Here is a 14,811-nt window from a genome sequence, read left to right on the forward strand (position 1 = left end):
CCCGTCTTCGTCAAGCGAACGCCTGCTGGCGTTCCAACGCCTCCTCATAGCTCGGCATCGATCCCGCCGCCCCGGCCCGTTCCACGCAGACCGATGCGTAGGCGGCGGCAAAGCGCACCGCATCGGCTAACGGCACCTGATTTGCCAGCTGCGCCGCCAGGGCGCCGTTAAACGCATCGCCCGCGCCGGTGGTGTCTTTCGGCTGCGCCGGAAACGCCGGGATCAGCTCGCTGTTTTCCCCGTCCGAGAACAACGCCCCCTGCGTGCCCAACGTCACGATCAGCAAACGAATGCCCTTAGCGTGCAACACCTGCGCCGCCTGGCGTGCCGAAGCCACATCGCGCACCGGCACGCCGGTCAGCAACGTGCACTCGGTGGCGTTGGGCGTCAGCAGATCGACCTGCGCCAACAGGCTGTCCGGCACCGGCTGAAACGGCGCCGGGTTGAGTATGATGAACGTTTGCGCTTCGCGGGCGATGGCGATCACCTGCTCAATCGCCGGCAGGTTGTTCTCCAACTGGGTCAACAGAATATCCGCCGCGGCGATCGCCGGGCGGCACTGGCGCACCTCGTCTTCGCTGACCGTCAGGTTGGCGCCGGGATCGACGGCGATCATATTCTCCGCCTCCTCGCCGGCAACATAGATAAGCGCATTGCCGGTCGGGCAATCGCCGGTCGAAAACAGCGTCACCGCATCGAAACCGGCGGCGGCGAGGTGGCGCCGGGCGAAGGTGCCGAAGTCGTCGCGCCCCACCTTGCCGATATAATGCACCCGCGCCCCGGCGCGCAGCGCGGCGGTGGCCTGGTTGGCGCCCTTACCGCCCGCGCCCATCATGCTGTTGCGGGCGATCAGCGATTCACCGGGCTGCGGAAAGCGCGCCATGCCGGCGACGATATCCAGGTTGAACGAACCGAACACGCAGACTTTGCCTTTCATTGCGGGTACTCCCTGCTCAATTGGAGGTGGCGCCGGGCGGCCAGGCAGGCGCCTTTGCAGCCGGTTTCATCGGTCAGGCGGCTGACGGAGATCGCCAGCCCCTGCGCCGGCTGCGGCCCGCGTAAATGGCGGCGGATCTCTTGCTCAAGGTGCGCCAACGGGAAACCGCTCATGGCGATCACGCCGCCGCCCAGGATCAGCCGCTGGGGATCGAGCACGTTCATTTCGATGGCGATGGTCTGCGCCAATCGTTCGACGAAGCGCCGCAGATCCGGATGATCGCCGTGGCGCTCAAACAGCCGGTCGAACGGCGTTTGTGCCGCGTTGGCGCGCGCCCAGCCGGTCAGCCAATGGCCGGAAGTCAGGCTCTCGACGCAGCCCCGTTTACCGCACGGGCACTCGCCCTGATGGCCGGGCCAGGGAATGTGACCCAGCTCGCCGGCGGCGCCGTGCGCCCCGTGATAAAAGTCGCCGTTCAGCCACAGGCTGTTGCCCATGCCGGTGCCCAGATACAGCCCCACCGCCACCTGCGGCAGCGCCGGCAGCTGCTGCAAATCCCACCACAGCAGATGGTTGACGTCCTTGTCCATTCGCACCGGCAACGCCAACAAATCGACCAACAGCGCCGCCACCGGCTGGGCGTCCAGCGCCGGAATAAACGGCAGCGACAGCACCCGCGAGCGATCGCGACTGAGGATCCCCGGCAGCCCCAGCATCACCTGCGCCACCTGACGATCCTCGCAATGCCCGGCGATCAGGCGGCCCAACGCCGCCAGCGGATCGGCCTGCTGCGCCCAGTCGGCGGTCGCTATCTTGCGGTACCCGCTGAACTCGCCGTCATCATTCATCAACAACAGGCGGGTATTGGTGCCGCCGACGTCAACGCCAAGAAAATGCCGCATCATGTCCCCCGCCTCAGGCCGCCTGCCGCATTTGATCCAGCATTTTTTCCCATGCCGTCTCCAGATCCGGATCGAGGTTGAACAACCCGGAGCTGCCGACGATCAACACCTCCGCGCCGGCGCCCATCAGATCGCGGTAGGTCCGCTGATTGCAGGATCCGTCGATCTCGATCAGATAGCGCAGATTTTGCTGGCATTTCAGATCGCGCAACTGACGGATCTTTTCCAGCATTTCGGGAATGAACGGCTGCCCGGCATAGCCCGGATCGACGGTCATCACGGTGACCTTGTCCAGCAGGTGAAGGTAGTGGCGGATAAACTCCACCGGCGTGGCCGGGTTCAGCACCACCCCCACTTTTTTGCCCAGCGCGCGGATTTGATTGATCACCCGAAACGCGTCGCGGTTGATGGTTTCGGCGTGCGGGCAGATAAAGTCCGCGCCGGCGCGGGCGATCGGGTCGATGAAATCGGTCGGGTTCTCCACCATCAAATGCACATCCAGCAACAACGGGGTGTGCGGGCGGATCTGTTCGATAAAGAACGGCGACAGCGTGATGTTTTTAACGTAGTGCCCGTCCATGATGTCGATATGCAGCATATCGGCGCGGCGATTCAGCACCGCCAATTGCTGGCGGATATCCATCAGGTTCATGCACATCAGTGAAGGTGAAATCTGGTATTTCATTAGCGTTATCCTGCGCAAAAGGGAAAAGGGATCAGTGGCCCGCCGCGGTTCTGGCCTGGGCCGCGCTGCGGCGCATCGCCCGCCGCTGCCGATAGCGATGCCGGAAAAACTTCATCGCCAGCACCGCGATCAGCACCGCGCCCCACATCGCCAGACTGAAATGCGGGCTGACGTTCATCAGGTTCAAACCGGTCGCGATCACCTGCAGCACGATCAGCGCCAATACCACGCCGCTGACCCGACCAAAACCGCCGAATGGATCGGTGCCACCCAGAATGATCGCCAGCACCGTCAGCAGCAGGTAAGAGTCGCCGTAGCCCATGCGCGCCGAGTTGAAGCGCGCCATCATCACCAGCCCGGCAATGACGCACAGCAGGCTGGAGAGGGTGTAAATGGCGATCAGCACCCGATGGGTATTCACGCCGCTGAAGTGGGTAGCGTTGATGTTGCTGCCGCTCATGTAGATGCATTTGCCGAGCCGGGTTTTCTGCAAGAACAGCGCCAGCAACGCGGCGACCACCAGGAAGATCCACAGCGGTACCGGCACGCCCAGCACGCTCTCAGCGCCGATAAACCGCACGATCTCCGGCATGCCGCTTAGGGCCGCGCCGCGCGTCAGGTAGATGCCGATACCGTTGACCGTGGTCATGGTGGCCAGCGTCACCAGAATCGGATGTGCACCGACGTACGCCACCAGTGCGCCGGTCGCCGCGCCGATAAGCCCGGCCAGCAGCATCGCCGCCGCCAGTGCCAACACCAGCCACAGCGCCTGCAAGCCCAGCCCGGCGTCCGCCGGCAGATAGCTGATGAACAGCCAGGCCATCAGCAGGCTGGTCAGGTTGGCGCTGGCGATAATGCACAGGTTCAGGCCGCCGCTGAGGATCGGGATGAACATCGCCAGCGTCAGCAGGCCCAGCTCCGGCAACTGGAAGGCCACGCTGGTGAAGGTGGCGCCGCTGAAGAAGCGCCCCGGCATCAGCAGGCTGAAGGCCAGCACCACCGCCAACAGCAAGGCCAGCAAACCGACGGCGACCCCGTCTGGACGAAATTTCAGGTTGTTGCCCATCAGGTGCTCCTCAGGCGAAACCGACGTCGGTTTCTTTGCGTTTCTTGTAGTGAGTGACGGTGATCGCCGCGACGATCACCAGACCGATCACCACGTTCATGAAGTAGCTGGACACGCCGATCAGGTTGAGGCCGTTTTTCAGCACGCCGATCAGGAACACGCCCATCAGCGTGCCGACCACGCTGCCCTTGCCGCCGTTCAGGCTGGCGCCGCCCAGCACCGCCGCCGCCAGCACGTCAAGCTCGCCGCCCACCAGCGCGTTGGGCACCACCTCCCCCATGCGGTACACCTGCACCAGGCCGCCGATCGCCGCCATCGCGCCCAGATAGCCATAGGCGAACAGATGCAGCAGGCCGACGCGGATGCCGATGCGCCGCGCCGATTCCGCATCGCCACCGACGGCAAACAGCTGGCGCCCGAGGTGCGTTTTGTTCAGCAGCAGCCAAGTCAACAGCGCCACCGCCAGCATCACCAGCGTCGGCAAACCGAGCTGATAGCTCTGCTCACCCAGTTGGAACGGCAGCACGCTGCGCGGCAGCGTCCACCAGTCCGGCAAGGCGTACAGACTGCGGCCGTTGGTCAGCCACATCAGCATGCCGAACAAGAACGCCTGCATGCTGATGGTGACAATGATCGAGACGATGCGAAGGCAGTAGATCAGCAGCGCGTTGACCATGCCCAGCGCGGCGCCGATCGCCAACGCCAGCAAAATGCTGCCCGCCGGGCTGGCCAGGCCGTAATGCGTCGCCAGCGTGGCGATCAGGTACTGCACCACCGAGGCGACTGCGGCGAAGGAGATATCGATGCCGCCGGTCACCAGCACCACGAACAGGCCGAGGGCGAAAATGCCGCTCACCGCGTAGCTTTCACTAAGATCGAGCAGGTTCTGCACCGTCAAAAACCGATCGCTGAGCAGCGAAAAGACGATGACCGTCAGCAGCAGTACCCAGGCCAGATAGCCTTCGTTGCCGCGCGGTTTCAGACTGAATCTACGCATTGACCGCCTCCGCCAGCTGCTGCTGGCTCACCTGCCCCGGCAGGTATTCGCCGATCACGCTGCCGCCGCTGAAGTGCAGCACCCGATCGCAGTTGTAATACACCTCCGGCACTTCATCGGAGATCAGCAGAATGGCGATCCCTTCCTGCGCCAACAGATGGATCAGTTGGTAGATGCTGGCCTTGGCGCCAACGTCGACGCCAACGGTCGGCGAATCGAGGATCAGGATCCGCGGCTGGGTCAGCACCCACTTGGCCAGCACGATCTTTTGCTGATTACCGCCGGACAGCGTCGAAACCGCCTGATCCGGATCCGCCACCCGCACGCCGAGTTTGGCGATCCACTCCGCGACGATGCGATTCTTGCGGTAATCGTCGATCAGGCGAAAACGCCCGCGCAGCTTATCGAGAATGGTCAGCACCGCGTTATCCGCCACCGACTGTTGCTGCACCAGCCCCAGCGTCAGGCGATCCTCCGAGACGTAACCGATGCCGGCCTTGATCGCGTCCTCATGGCCGCGAAAGCGTACCGGTTTGCTGTCGAGATAAAGCTTGCCGCTGTCCGGCCGGGTCATGCCGAACAGGCTCAGCGCCAGCTCGGTGCGCCCGGAGCCGAGCAATCCGCACAGCCCGAGCACCTCGCCCTGATGCAGGCGGAAGCTCACGTCCTGATACTGCCCGGCGCGGCTGAGACGATCCGCCTCCAGCATCACCCGATCCTTATTCATGCTCGGTGACTTCAGGCGATAATCCAGCTTCAAGCCGGTCATCAACTCGGTCAGGCGATCGCCGGTGATCTCCGCCGCCGGCCAGGTGCCGATCTTGTTGCCATCGCGGATCACCGTGACGCGATCCGAGATCTCCAGCACCTCGTCCAGCCGGTGGCTGACGAACACCACGCAGATGCCTTTCGCTTTCAGGTAATCCACCGTGCGCAGCAGCTGATTGACCTCGGTGCGGGTCAGTGAGGCGGTCGGTTCATCCATGATCACCAGCCGCGCTTCCGCCACCAGCGCGCGACAGATTGCCACCTGCTGGCGCTGGGCAATCGGCAGCTCCGCCACCCGTTTGTCGAGATCGAGATTAAAACTCAGCTCCTGCAGCAGGCGCTCGGCGGTGCGCCGCAGCCGCGCCGGCCGGTGCCACCCCAACAGCCCGCGCAGGTTGTGCTCGAAGGCGATGTTTTCCGCCACCGTCAGGTTGGGAAACAGCGACAGATCCTGATAGATCACCTGAATGCCGAAGGCGCGCGCCTGATCCGGCGACAGCCGGCCGAAGGTTTGCCCATCGAGGGTAATGCGGCTGCCGTCATCCGGTTGATACACGCCGGCGATCGCCTTGATCAGCGTGCTCTTGCCGCAGCCGTTAGTACCGGCCAGGCAGTGCACCTCCCCCGGCATCAGCGCCAGTGAGATATCGTTCAGCGCTCGCTGCCCGCCGAAGGTCATCGACAGCTGTTGCAACGCGATCAGCGGTGCACCCTGCGTTGCCGTATTGCCGGAAATCGCCATGATTACAGCCCCATTTTCACCAGCTTCGGCAGGTTTTGCTTATCCAGGCTTTCGGTGGCGTTGCCGAGAATAGTGTGCTGCTGCGCATCCACCTGCACCTTGCCCATGCCCTCGATGGTCATGCCATCGGTGATTTTTTCTCCTTTGTGCATCATGTCGGCGATGCGCACGAACACTTCGCCGGCCACCATCGGATTCCAGATATAACCGCCCTTGATGGCGCCGCGATTGACCAGCGAAGCGCCCTGGCCTGGGCTGAACGGCCCAATGACGCAGATATCGTTGCTTTTGCCGCGGTTGAGCACCGCGCGCCCGGCGCCGATCGGCCCCTGCGAACCGAACGCCAGCACGCCTTTCAGATCGGGATATTTGGCCATCAGATCGTTGGTGGTGCGCACACTGTCATCCAGCGATTCCCCCACGCCGAACTTGTCGCCCACCAGCTGCATGTTCGGGTAGTGCTGCTTCTGGTAGTTGATGGCCGAGTCCGACCAGGTGATGTGCAGCGGCACCGTCAGGCTGCCGACATACACCGCATACTTGCCCTGCTCTTTCATGCAGGCGGCCAGCGCTTTCATGTGGTTGACCCCGTGCTGCGAGGCGTCCACCAGCTCAAAATCCCAGTCGGCGTACTTCTGGCCGGGGGATTCGTGCACGATCACCTTGATGCCCGCTTCCTGCGCGCGCTTGAGCACCGGCTCCAGCACCCGGGCGTCGTTCGGCACCACGCCGATAATGTCCACCTTCTGCGCGATCAGATCCTCGATGGCGCGCACCTGCAGCGCCGGATCCGCCGCCGTCGGCCCGACCATCCAGGCGTCGATGCCGCGTTTGGCGCTCTCGCTTTTGATACCGGCCTCCATGGCGTTGAACCAGGGAATACCGCCGATCTTCACCACCACGCCCATTTTCAGCTTGTCCGCCGCCTGCGCGGAGACCGACAGCAGCAGCGAGGCAAACAGACCGACCAGTACGGATTTTTTCATTGTTCTCTCTCCACAAGTGTTGGCTGTAATAAAAGGTTTTCGTTGTTGTTATCGCGCCGCCCTTTTCGCGGCGGGTGAAACTTCAATCACGTCGACGTTATTCCAGGCCAATTCCTGACGAAACTCGTCGTCGCCAAGCCTGTCGGTGATCAGCGTATCTATTTCCCGGTAATGGCAAATGCGGGCGAACGAGCGGCGGCCGAACTTGTTGCTGTCCACCAGCAGGAACTTGCGCTCCGAGGCCAGCAGCATCTGTTGCTTCAGCCGCGCATGGTGCTCATTGCTCTCGCGGATGCCGCCGTCCTGGCAAATGCCGTGGCAGGAGAAAAACAGCTTGTTGATCACGAACTCTTTCAGCATCTGCTCCGCCAGCACGCCGATAAAATCCTCGTACTTGGCGGAATACTCGCCCCCCAGCCCGATGGTGCGTACGTTGGCCTTGCAGGCCAGCGTCTGGATGATGTGCAGCGAGTTGGTCAGCACCACCAGCGAGATATCCGGCAGCTGGCGCGCCAAAAACCAGCTGGTGGAGCTGCTGTCCAGCAGCAGGCAATCCCCGGGCGCGATAAACTCCAGCGCGCGTTTGGCGATGCGCGTCTTCTGCTCCGGCGACTCATTGCTGCGCTGGCGGAAGGACTCCCCCTGATCTATCTCGGCAGGCACATAGGTTTTTTCCACCGCCGGCGGCTCGACGAACACCGCGCCGCCGTGGCTGCGCAGCAGCAGGCCGCGCCGTTCCAGCAGGGCCAGATCACGCCGCGCCGTCTCGATAGAGATGTGGCACAGCTGCGCCACCTCCTGCACCATCACGCGGCCGCGCTGGCTCAAGACTTCGGTAATAAAGCGATGACGTTCTACAGGCAGCATGTTTCTTTTCTCCTCCACGACGATGATTACGATATCGATTTGCCGCGCCGCGTTTTGCGCGCAGACGCAAAGCGCATCGCCCCGCGGTCGGTCAACGATCGCGCTGTGATAGTTGTCAAAAAAATCGGGAAGGAAATGAAATGAATAATTACGAAAGTGTGGAGTAACAGACAGTTATGATGCACGACCGCCTGAGGCAGACAGGAGAGAAACGGTAAACGGTCACAATTCCACGTTCCGCAGCATGACCGTTAATGACCGTTTGTGTGGTTTTGACCGAGCGCCGGCCCCAAAGTAGCCCGGCGTTCTATTTACAGCGGCTTATGCGCCGTTTCCCGCGCCGCCCATACCGCCCAAAGTGTGATAAGCAGAGCCAACGCAACATAGGCGGAAATCGCCAGCGTGCTGGCGTAAGATTTAAACAGAGAAGTGATGATCAGCGGGGCAAAGCCGCCACCGATAATCCCCGCCAAGGTATAGGCTAACGAAGAGCCGGCATAACGCACCCGTGTCGGGAACTGTTCCGTGATGAATGCCGCCTGTGGCCCATACATCGCCGCATGGATCAACAGCCCAATCACCACAGCCATGCAGATCAACACCGGTTGACTGCTGTCGAGCAGGACGAAGAACGCAAACGCCCACACTATCGCCGCCAATGCACCGCCGATATACACCGGACGACGGCCGAAGCGATCCGACAACGCGCCAAACAGCGGTACTGCGACGGCGTTGCCTATCGCCCCCAGCATGGTGGCACCCAGCGCCAGCGGGCGCGGCAGATTCAGCACGGTGGTGACGTAGGTCAACGTGAACACGACCACCAACGCATAGAGCACGTCAGAGCCGATACGCGATCCGCCGGCGATCAGCAGCGGACGCATGTGCTGCGTGAAGACTTCGCGCACCGGCGACTGCGTAACATCTTTCGACGCCTCCAGTTGCAAAAATGCCGGCGTCTCACCCACACCCCGGCGCAGCCACAAACCGAAAATGACCAGCACCAGACTCAGCAGGAACGGAATCCGCCAGCCCCATTGCTGAAAATCGTCCGCCGACATCGCCAACGTCACCAGCGTAATGAGGCCTGTGCCGATCAACGAACCGCAGGACGGCCCTACCTGAGCAAAGGACGCGTTGCGCCCGCGCTGATGCGGCTTACCGTGTTCCATCGACAACAGTACCGCACCCGCCCATTCTCCGCCCAGCGCAATGCCCTGAATAAAGCGCAGCGTCACCAGCAGCAGTGGGCTCCAAATCCCCCAGCTGGCGTAGCCGGGCAGCAACCCCATCAACGCCGTGGTCACGCCCATGATCACCAGCGTGGTGACCAGTACAAAGCGCCGTCCCAACACATCGCCAAGGTGGCCGAATAAGATGCCACCGATCGGCCGGGAAACATAGCCCACCGCGTAAGTGGAGAAAGCCAGAATCGTGCCCACCAGTGGATCGAACGATGGGAAGAATACATGGTTGAAAATCAACGCTGCCATGATGTTGTAGACGGTGAAATCGTACCATTCCAGCGCCGTACCGATCGAGCTGGCCGCCGCAAGTTTGCCGGTATTGGGCGTTGCGGCGGCACTTTCTGCGGCCGGTGCGGCAACCTGTGCCGTTTCAGTGGTGTATGCATTCATGATGTCAGCTCCTGTGCAGTCAGTTGCCAGCCAAGGGCATAATGCCAGGCATCGGCGGCGGGCATGTTCAGCGCTTCAGCGGCCTGCTCGCTTAAACGCAGGCCGGCTTCGGCGTCGCTGCTTTCGATCAATAGCATCGGCAACATTCGGCGGTTTTCTCGCGATTCTTTCGGCAGCGGGGAACTGAGTTCGGCATCCGGCGTCAACAGGCTGCTGCGCACGAATCCAGGCTGTTCAGCCAGCTGCGCGCCCAGTTGCAAGATGCGGGCATGCAGCGCTTCCGATGCCGCCGACGGCAGCACGAAGATACAGAGATGACTGCCGCACCCTTGGCCAGTGACCGCCTCCACCGCACACACTCTGCGCATTGGATCTCGCATTTTCTCCAGGCTCGCCACCGACCATGGCGTTTGGTGTTGAAACGCGGCGCGATAGGCTTCGGAGGTAAAACTGGCCAACGATTCGGTTTTATACAACCCCAAATATTGACGCCCCCCCTGCAATGCCCGATAGCGTGTGCCGGATAAAAAGCCGGGCACCCGCACTCGCTCCTCCACATGTTCGCGGTCATACCAGCGATTAAAATCCGCATCATCCTGCGTGGCGACATCCGTCGCGACAAACAGCATTCCGTTCTGGGAATCGTTCATGAATATTCTCCTGGTCATCTCAAAAGGCAGGCCTGCGCCCACCGGAAAATCACGCGTCGGCGAGGCAGCGTTCGATCGCCAGCGCCCACCCCAACAACACCTCATCACGCATCGGCAACCCAGCCAGCATCAGTCCGACCGGCGCCTCTCCTGGCTGTTGGCAAGGCAAGGACAACGCGCAACCGTCGAGGAAATTGATGATCGCGGGATTGCGCAGCATCAGTCCGTTGCAACGGAAGTAGGCATCATCCGCCGCCAGCTCGCCGATAGTTGGCGCAATCAGCGGCACGGTCGGCATCAGCAAAGCGTCAAAACTCTGCAGCGCCGCCGTAACTCGCCGCTGCCAGTCGGCACGTTGTCGCTGCAACAGCTGCAGCTCAGCATCGCCCAAGGATGCACCGCGGCGAATGCGCGACAGCACCCTTGGGTCATAGCCATCGGCCCGTTCAGCGATCAACGCTTGATGCCAGCGCCAGGACTCCAGCGCGGTGAAACCGCCATCGGCATTGATCGCCGCCAGCTCGGCGAACGCCGTGGCGGGGATCAATTCAATACGTGCGCCTGCCTGACTCAGGCATTGCAGGCTGCGCTGGAACGCCCCGGCAACTTCCGGCTGCAGTTCATCCAGCACCACCGCTTGCGGCACGGCAAAATGCGCCTGCGCCAACGTTTTTTGCGGCACCCGCAGCGGACAGCCGGCAATCAGTGCATCCAGCGCAATACAGCTGGCGACGTCATGAGCGATCACGCCGATCGAATCCAGCGAAGGCGACAGCGGCAGTAAGCCAGCGTCATTGATGCGCCGTGCAGTGGGTTTATAACCGGTCAACCCGCACAGCGCGGCGGGAATGCGTACCGACCCGCCGGTATCGCTGCCAATCGCGCCCAGGCACATGCCGTCGGCCACCGCCACCGCCGCACCGGAAGAGGAGCCGCCGGGAATGCGCGCCGCCTGGCGCTCCCAAGGATTGGCCGGCGTCCCGTAATGCGGATTGATGCCCAGACCGGAATAGGCGAACTCCGTCATCGTCGTTTTGCCAACCACCACCGCGCCGGCTTGCAACAGCCGTTCCACTACCGCAGCGTGTTTTTCAGCGGCTGGCGCGTCCGCTAATACGCGCGAACCGGCCGTGGTCACCTCACCGGCCACGTCAAACAGATCCTTGACCGAGATCGGCACGCCATCCAGCGCCGACAGAGGCGAGCCGGCGGCGCGTCGCCGATCGGAGGCCTGCGCTTGCCGTTGCGCCCACTCGGTGTATGTTCGCGTAAACGCGCGCCCCCCCTCTCCCCGCTCATCGACGATCTGCGCCAAAGCGGCGGTGGTGAGTTGCACTGCGGTGAACTCACCGCTAGCCAGCCCGGCGGTGGCCTGCATCAAAGTCAGCTTTTTCATTACGCCACCACCGGCAGTTCGATGCTGCGGTAGCGATGACTGATGGTTCGCCCGAGCACGTCGTCCACCAGTTCCATGCGAAACTCGCCAGCCGGTCGAATGCCGCCGATCGCCGCCACCGTGCCGCAAGTCATCGCCAACCCGTCGGGCGTTTGCGGCTGCGCCAGCCCGCACTCCGGCGGCTGCATACCGGTGAAGTAACGTTCCAGCAAATCACCGGGCGTACGCAACGCGGCAAGGCAGCCCTGTTGATACAATCGCCATTCGCCCTCTTCCCTGATCCACGAACGCAAGATCAAACTGTCCCAATGTTCCAACACCTCCTGGAGCGGCCAGGCGGCTCGCGCCACCGGTTTAACGCAAATCTGTTTCGACAGCGCCACGCTGTGCGCTTCGAGTTGACGATCGGTGTGATCGGACGCCAATGACACGAACAGTTCGCCGCGGTGGGCAAAAATCAGCGGTTCCACTTCGCCGGACGTCGCGTTGCCAATGACTTCAATGGTCTCTTGCTGGCTCAACTGATTGGCGGCAACGCGGTAAAACAGGGGGATTGCACTGGGCTGGGGCACGCCCAGCTCGGCCAATTCACGAATATGGTGCAAGATCGCCTCGCGATCGCGTCCGGTCCAACCGGCGATCACCAGATGATCAATCTCAACATTCAACGTCGCCGCGCCGCAGGATTCAGGTAAAGTGAAGGTCAGTCTCATGGCAGTTTCGCCCCTTTTGTTAAAACACTGTGAAATTTCACTATATCTTTAGTTACCAAATAAGCGATTTCCATGCCATGTTTTTGTGTACTATGTCTAAAAACTTTCTTCTTGCAGGAGCAAAACGTGAAGACTGTTGACGCAGAAAGCCCGCAGCGCCCGATGACGGAAGAAGCCGGCGTGTCACTGAACGAGCTGGCCTACCGGCGTTTCAAACAGGCGCTGGTCACACTCAGCTACAAGCCGGGCGAATATCTCAATACCGCGCAGGTGATGAACGACCTGGATATGGGGAGAACGCCGATCAATCAGGCAATCCACCGCTTGGCCAACGAGGGGTTATTGCAGGTCATCCCGCGCAAGGGCGTGATGGTTTCACCGTTGTCGATGGACGATGCGTTGGAATTGATCGAAGTAAGGCTGGCTAACGAGATGCTGTGTATGCGGCTGGCAAGCCAGAAGATTACCGAGAGGCAGATAGCAACGCTGACCGAACTCAATCGGCAAATCGAAGCCGCGAGCCAGGAGCGAGATAGGGTGCGCATGATGACACTCGATCATGAATTTCACCAGGAACTGGCGCAGATCGCCGGCAATAACATGCTGGCGGATATCCTGAGTGTACTGCACGCCAGGGCGCAGCGTTTTTGGGCCAGCACCCTGTCGCGGGAAGGGCATATGCGCGAAGTGATCGACGAACACCGGGCAATTATCGCCGCGCTGGCCGCACAAGACAGCGCCGCCGCCGCCGAGGCCGCGCAGGCGCATATCCTGTCATTCCGCACTGCGCTGCTGCACGACGGGTAACCCCGCGGCGCAGGATATTACCGGGAATAGTTATGATGACCCTGTTCTGCCGATGAGCAGGAGATAAACGGTAAACGGTCACATTTCACGCTCCGCGGAATGACCGTTTTTATAGTTTTGATCGAGCTCCATCGAGAAGTGGCCGACGTTGGTAGGCGTTGCCTTAAAAAACAGCAAAAAAATCCGGTGAGAATCTCACCGGATCGTTAGCCGCCTGACACACATTATTCTTCGTGCTCATGCTCTTTCAACATCGCCTCACGCAACACGGCGTTCAGGCGTTTCTGATAGCCTTTGCCTGGCCGCTGAAGCCAAGCCAACACATCCGCATCGATTCGGATGGTTTTTGATACTTTCATCGGCTTATAAAAACGCCCCTGCACCGCAGTCTGCCACGTTTCTTCCCCCAGCGCCGGCGCATCGGCATAATCGATGTCCTCGTCCGGCAACGCATTCAGTGAAGCAATTTGCGCTTTCTGCTCCTCCGTCAACGGCGGGAGTACGCTATGGGCCAGATTTTTGGCGGAATTTTTGCGCTTCATATCTTCCCCTCTCTTTGGCATCGGCCTTGCGTGCTGAAATGATACGCACGATCTCGACGGTATCGCCTTCGACATCCGTTTCGATCGTCGTATGTGCCACCAGCAACAGCAAACAGGATCCGACCATACCGATCGTTTGCCAACGTTCTTCTCCATCCTCGATCCTTTCCAGCACAGCCAAATGGTTGGGATCCAGAAAAACCCGTTGCGCTATCTCAAAACTGACACGGTGTTTACGCTGGTTGCTGTGATTTTTATCCTGATTCCATTCAAAATAAAAATACATTTTTGTAACTACATTTTGATTGTTATTTAATCAAAATACACTCCGCACGACGGGATGTCAAAACCCCCTCATGCATTCAACGCCCGCCTGCTGCCTCGATAAAAGTACCGGTCACGTAAGACGCAGCGTCAGACAGCAGCCAAGCGATCGCCTCCGCCACTTCCTGCGGCTGCCCGCCGCGCTGCATCGGTAAACTGTCCTTCACGCGATCCACCCGGCCGGGCTCGCCGCCGCTGGCGTGCATCTCGGTATAGATGAATCCGGGCCGTACGCCGTTGACGCGGATGCCCTGCGCCGCCACCTCGCGCGATAACCCGATGGTCAGGGTATCGACGGCGCCTTTCGAGGCAGCGTAATCGACGTATTCCCCCGCGGCCCCCAACCGGGACGCCGCGGAGGAAACGTTGACGATAGCGCCGCCCTGCCCGCCATGGCGCTGCGCCATGCGTTTCACCGCCTCGCGGCAACACAGGAAGTAACCGGTGACGTTGGTGCCGAGCACCTGATTGATGCGCTCAGCGGTCAACTGTTCAATGTTCGCCTGCTGGAACAGAATGCCGGCGTTGTTGACCAGCGCGCTGAGCGTGCCCAGCCCGGCATCCAGCGCCCTGAACATCGCCATCACCTGCGCTTCATCGGCCACATCGGCCTGCAGCGCCAGCGCCTTACCGCCCTGCGCCTCGATCTCCGCCACCACCTGGCGCGCCGCATTTTCGTCACGCAGGTAATTCACACCCACCGCATAGCCCTGCCGGGCCAGCAGCAAGGCGGTCGCGCGGCCAATCCCCCGGCTTGCGCCGGTCACCAATGCCACTTTCGTCATACTGTTT

16 protein-coding genes are annotated in these 14,811 nt (G+C 61.3%); 1 reads left to right on the plus strand and 15 read right to left on the minus strand.

What is annotated here, in order from left to right:
* Positions 1-10: 10 nt before the first annotated feature.
* The 12 genes from rbsK to ACSJLU_RS20300 all read right to left on the minus strand — a co-directional run bounded on the left by rbsK (position 11) and on the right by ACSJLU_RS20300 (position 12,346).
* The gene (gene rbsK / locus ACSJLU_RS20245) at positions 11-937 is read right to left on the minus strand and encodes a ribokinase (RefSeq protein ID WP_025304128.1); all 927 of its coding nucleotides are present in this window, start codon (positions 935-937) and stop codon (positions 11-13) included.
* Positions 934-1,842, minus strand: coding sequence for an allose kinase (gene alsK, locus ACSJLU_RS20250; protein ID WP_089196234.1), 909 nt, complete (start codon positions 1,840-1,842; stop codon positions 934-936). Before alsK ends, rbsK begins: the two co-directional genes overlap by 4 nt.
* Positions 1,843-1,852: 10 nt before the next feature.
* Positions 1,853-2,524 (minus strand): D-allulose 6-phosphate 3-epimerase, encoded by a 672-nt coding sequence (gene alsE / locus ACSJLU_RS20255; RefSeq protein WP_380827056.1) that lies wholly within the window; start codon positions 2,522-2,524, stop codon positions 1,853-1,855.
* 31 nt (positions 2,525-2,555) lie between these two features.
* Positions 2,556-3,590, minus strand: coding sequence for an ABC transporter permease (locus ACSJLU_RS20260; protein ID WP_380827054.1), 1,035 nt, complete (start codon positions 3,588-3,590; stop codon positions 2,556-2,558).
* Positions 3,591-3,600: 10 nt separating this feature from the next.
* Complete coding sequence (locus ACSJLU_RS20265; protein ID WP_049208215.1) at positions 3,601-4,587, minus strand: ABC transporter permease; 987 nt, start codon at positions 4,585-4,587, stop codon at positions 3,601-3,603.
* Positions 4,580-6,097, minus strand: a complete 1,518-nt coding sequence (locus ACSJLU_RS20270; protein ID WP_043142616.1) for a sugar ABC transporter ATP-binding protein — start codon at positions 6,095-6,097, stop codon at positions 4,580-4,582. Before ACSJLU_RS20270 ends, ACSJLU_RS20265 begins: the two co-directional genes overlap by 8 nt.
* 2 nt (positions 6,098-6,099) lie before the next feature.
* Positions 6,100-7,083, minus strand: a complete 984-nt coding sequence (locus ACSJLU_RS20275) for a substrate-binding domain-containing protein (protein ID WP_025304134.1) — start codon at positions 7,081-7,083, stop codon at positions 6,100-6,102.
* 48 nt (positions 7,084-7,131) lie between these two features.
* A complete protein-coding gene (locus tag ACSJLU_RS20280; RefSeq protein WP_033644759.1) occupies positions 7,132-7,950 on the minus strand; it encodes a DeoR/GlpR family DNA-binding transcription regulator in 819 nt (272 codons plus the stop codon).
* A gap of 311 nt (positions 7,951-8,261) precedes the next feature.
* Positions 8,262-9,587: an MFS transporter gene (locus ACSJLU_RS20285; protein WP_380827049.1), complete on the minus strand. Its 1,326-nt coding sequence runs from the start codon at positions 9,585-9,587 to the stop codon at positions 8,262-8,264.
* Positions 9,584-10,237, minus strand: coding sequence for a DUF4286 family protein (locus tag ACSJLU_RS20290; RefSeq protein WP_043142626.1), 654 nt, complete (start codon positions 10,235-10,237; stop codon positions 9,584-9,586). Before ACSJLU_RS20290 ends, ACSJLU_RS20285 begins: the two co-directional genes overlap by 4 nt.
* A 49-nt stretch (positions 10,238-10,286) precedes the next feature.
* On the minus strand, positions 10,287-11,633 hold the full coding sequence (locus ACSJLU_RS20295; RefSeq protein WP_197770960.1) for an amidase: 1,347 nt from the start codon (positions 11,631-11,633) through the stop codon (positions 10,287-10,289).
* Entirely contained in the window at positions 11,633-12,346 is a 714-nt protein-coding gene (locus ACSJLU_RS20300; RefSeq protein ID WP_025304139.1) for a DUF2848 domain-containing protein, read from the minus strand. Before ACSJLU_RS20300 ends, ACSJLU_RS20295 begins: the two co-directional genes overlap by 1 nt.
* A 162-nt stretch (positions 12,347-12,508) precedes the next feature.
* Here ACSJLU_RS20300 and ACSJLU_RS20305 point away from each other — a divergent pair, with 162 nt between their 5' ends.
* Positions 12,509-13,153 carry a GntR family transcriptional regulator gene (locus tag ACSJLU_RS20305; protein WP_169540627.1) on the plus strand — a complete coding sequence of 215 codons (645 nt, stop codon included), beginning with the start codon at positions 12,509-12,511 and terminating at the stop codon, positions 13,151-13,153.
* A gap of 224 nt (positions 13,154-13,377) precedes the next feature.
* On the opposite strand, the gene ACSJLU_RS20310 is transcribed toward ACSJLU_RS20305, so the two are convergent.
* The 3 genes from ACSJLU_RS20310 to ACSJLU_RS20320 form a co-directional block, all read right to left on the minus strand.
* Positions 13,378-13,695 carry a BrnA antitoxin family protein gene (locus ACSJLU_RS20310; RefSeq protein ID WP_033639455.1) on the minus strand — a complete coding sequence of 106 codons (318 nt, stop codon included), beginning with the start codon at positions 13,693-13,695 and terminating at the stop codon, positions 13,378-13,380.
* Complete coding sequence (locus ACSJLU_RS20315; protein ID WP_071883578.1) at positions 13,658-13,981, minus strand: BrnT family toxin; 324 nt, start codon at positions 13,979-13,981, stop codon at positions 13,658-13,660. Before ACSJLU_RS20315 ends, ACSJLU_RS20310 begins: the two co-directional genes overlap by 38 nt.
* A 76-nt stretch (positions 13,982-14,057) precedes the next feature.
* Complete coding sequence (locus ACSJLU_RS20320) at positions 14,058-14,804, minus strand: SDR family oxidoreductase (protein WP_025304143.1); 747 nt, start codon at positions 14,802-14,804, stop codon at positions 14,058-14,060.
* Positions 14,805-14,811 lie beyond the last annotated feature (7 nt).

The organism is Serratia bockelmannii, from assembly GCF_051803255.1.
In the GTDB taxonomy this organism is placed as follows: domain Bacteria; phylum Pseudomonadota; class Gammaproteobacteria; order Enterobacterales; family Enterobacteriaceae; genus Serratia; species Serratia bockelmannii.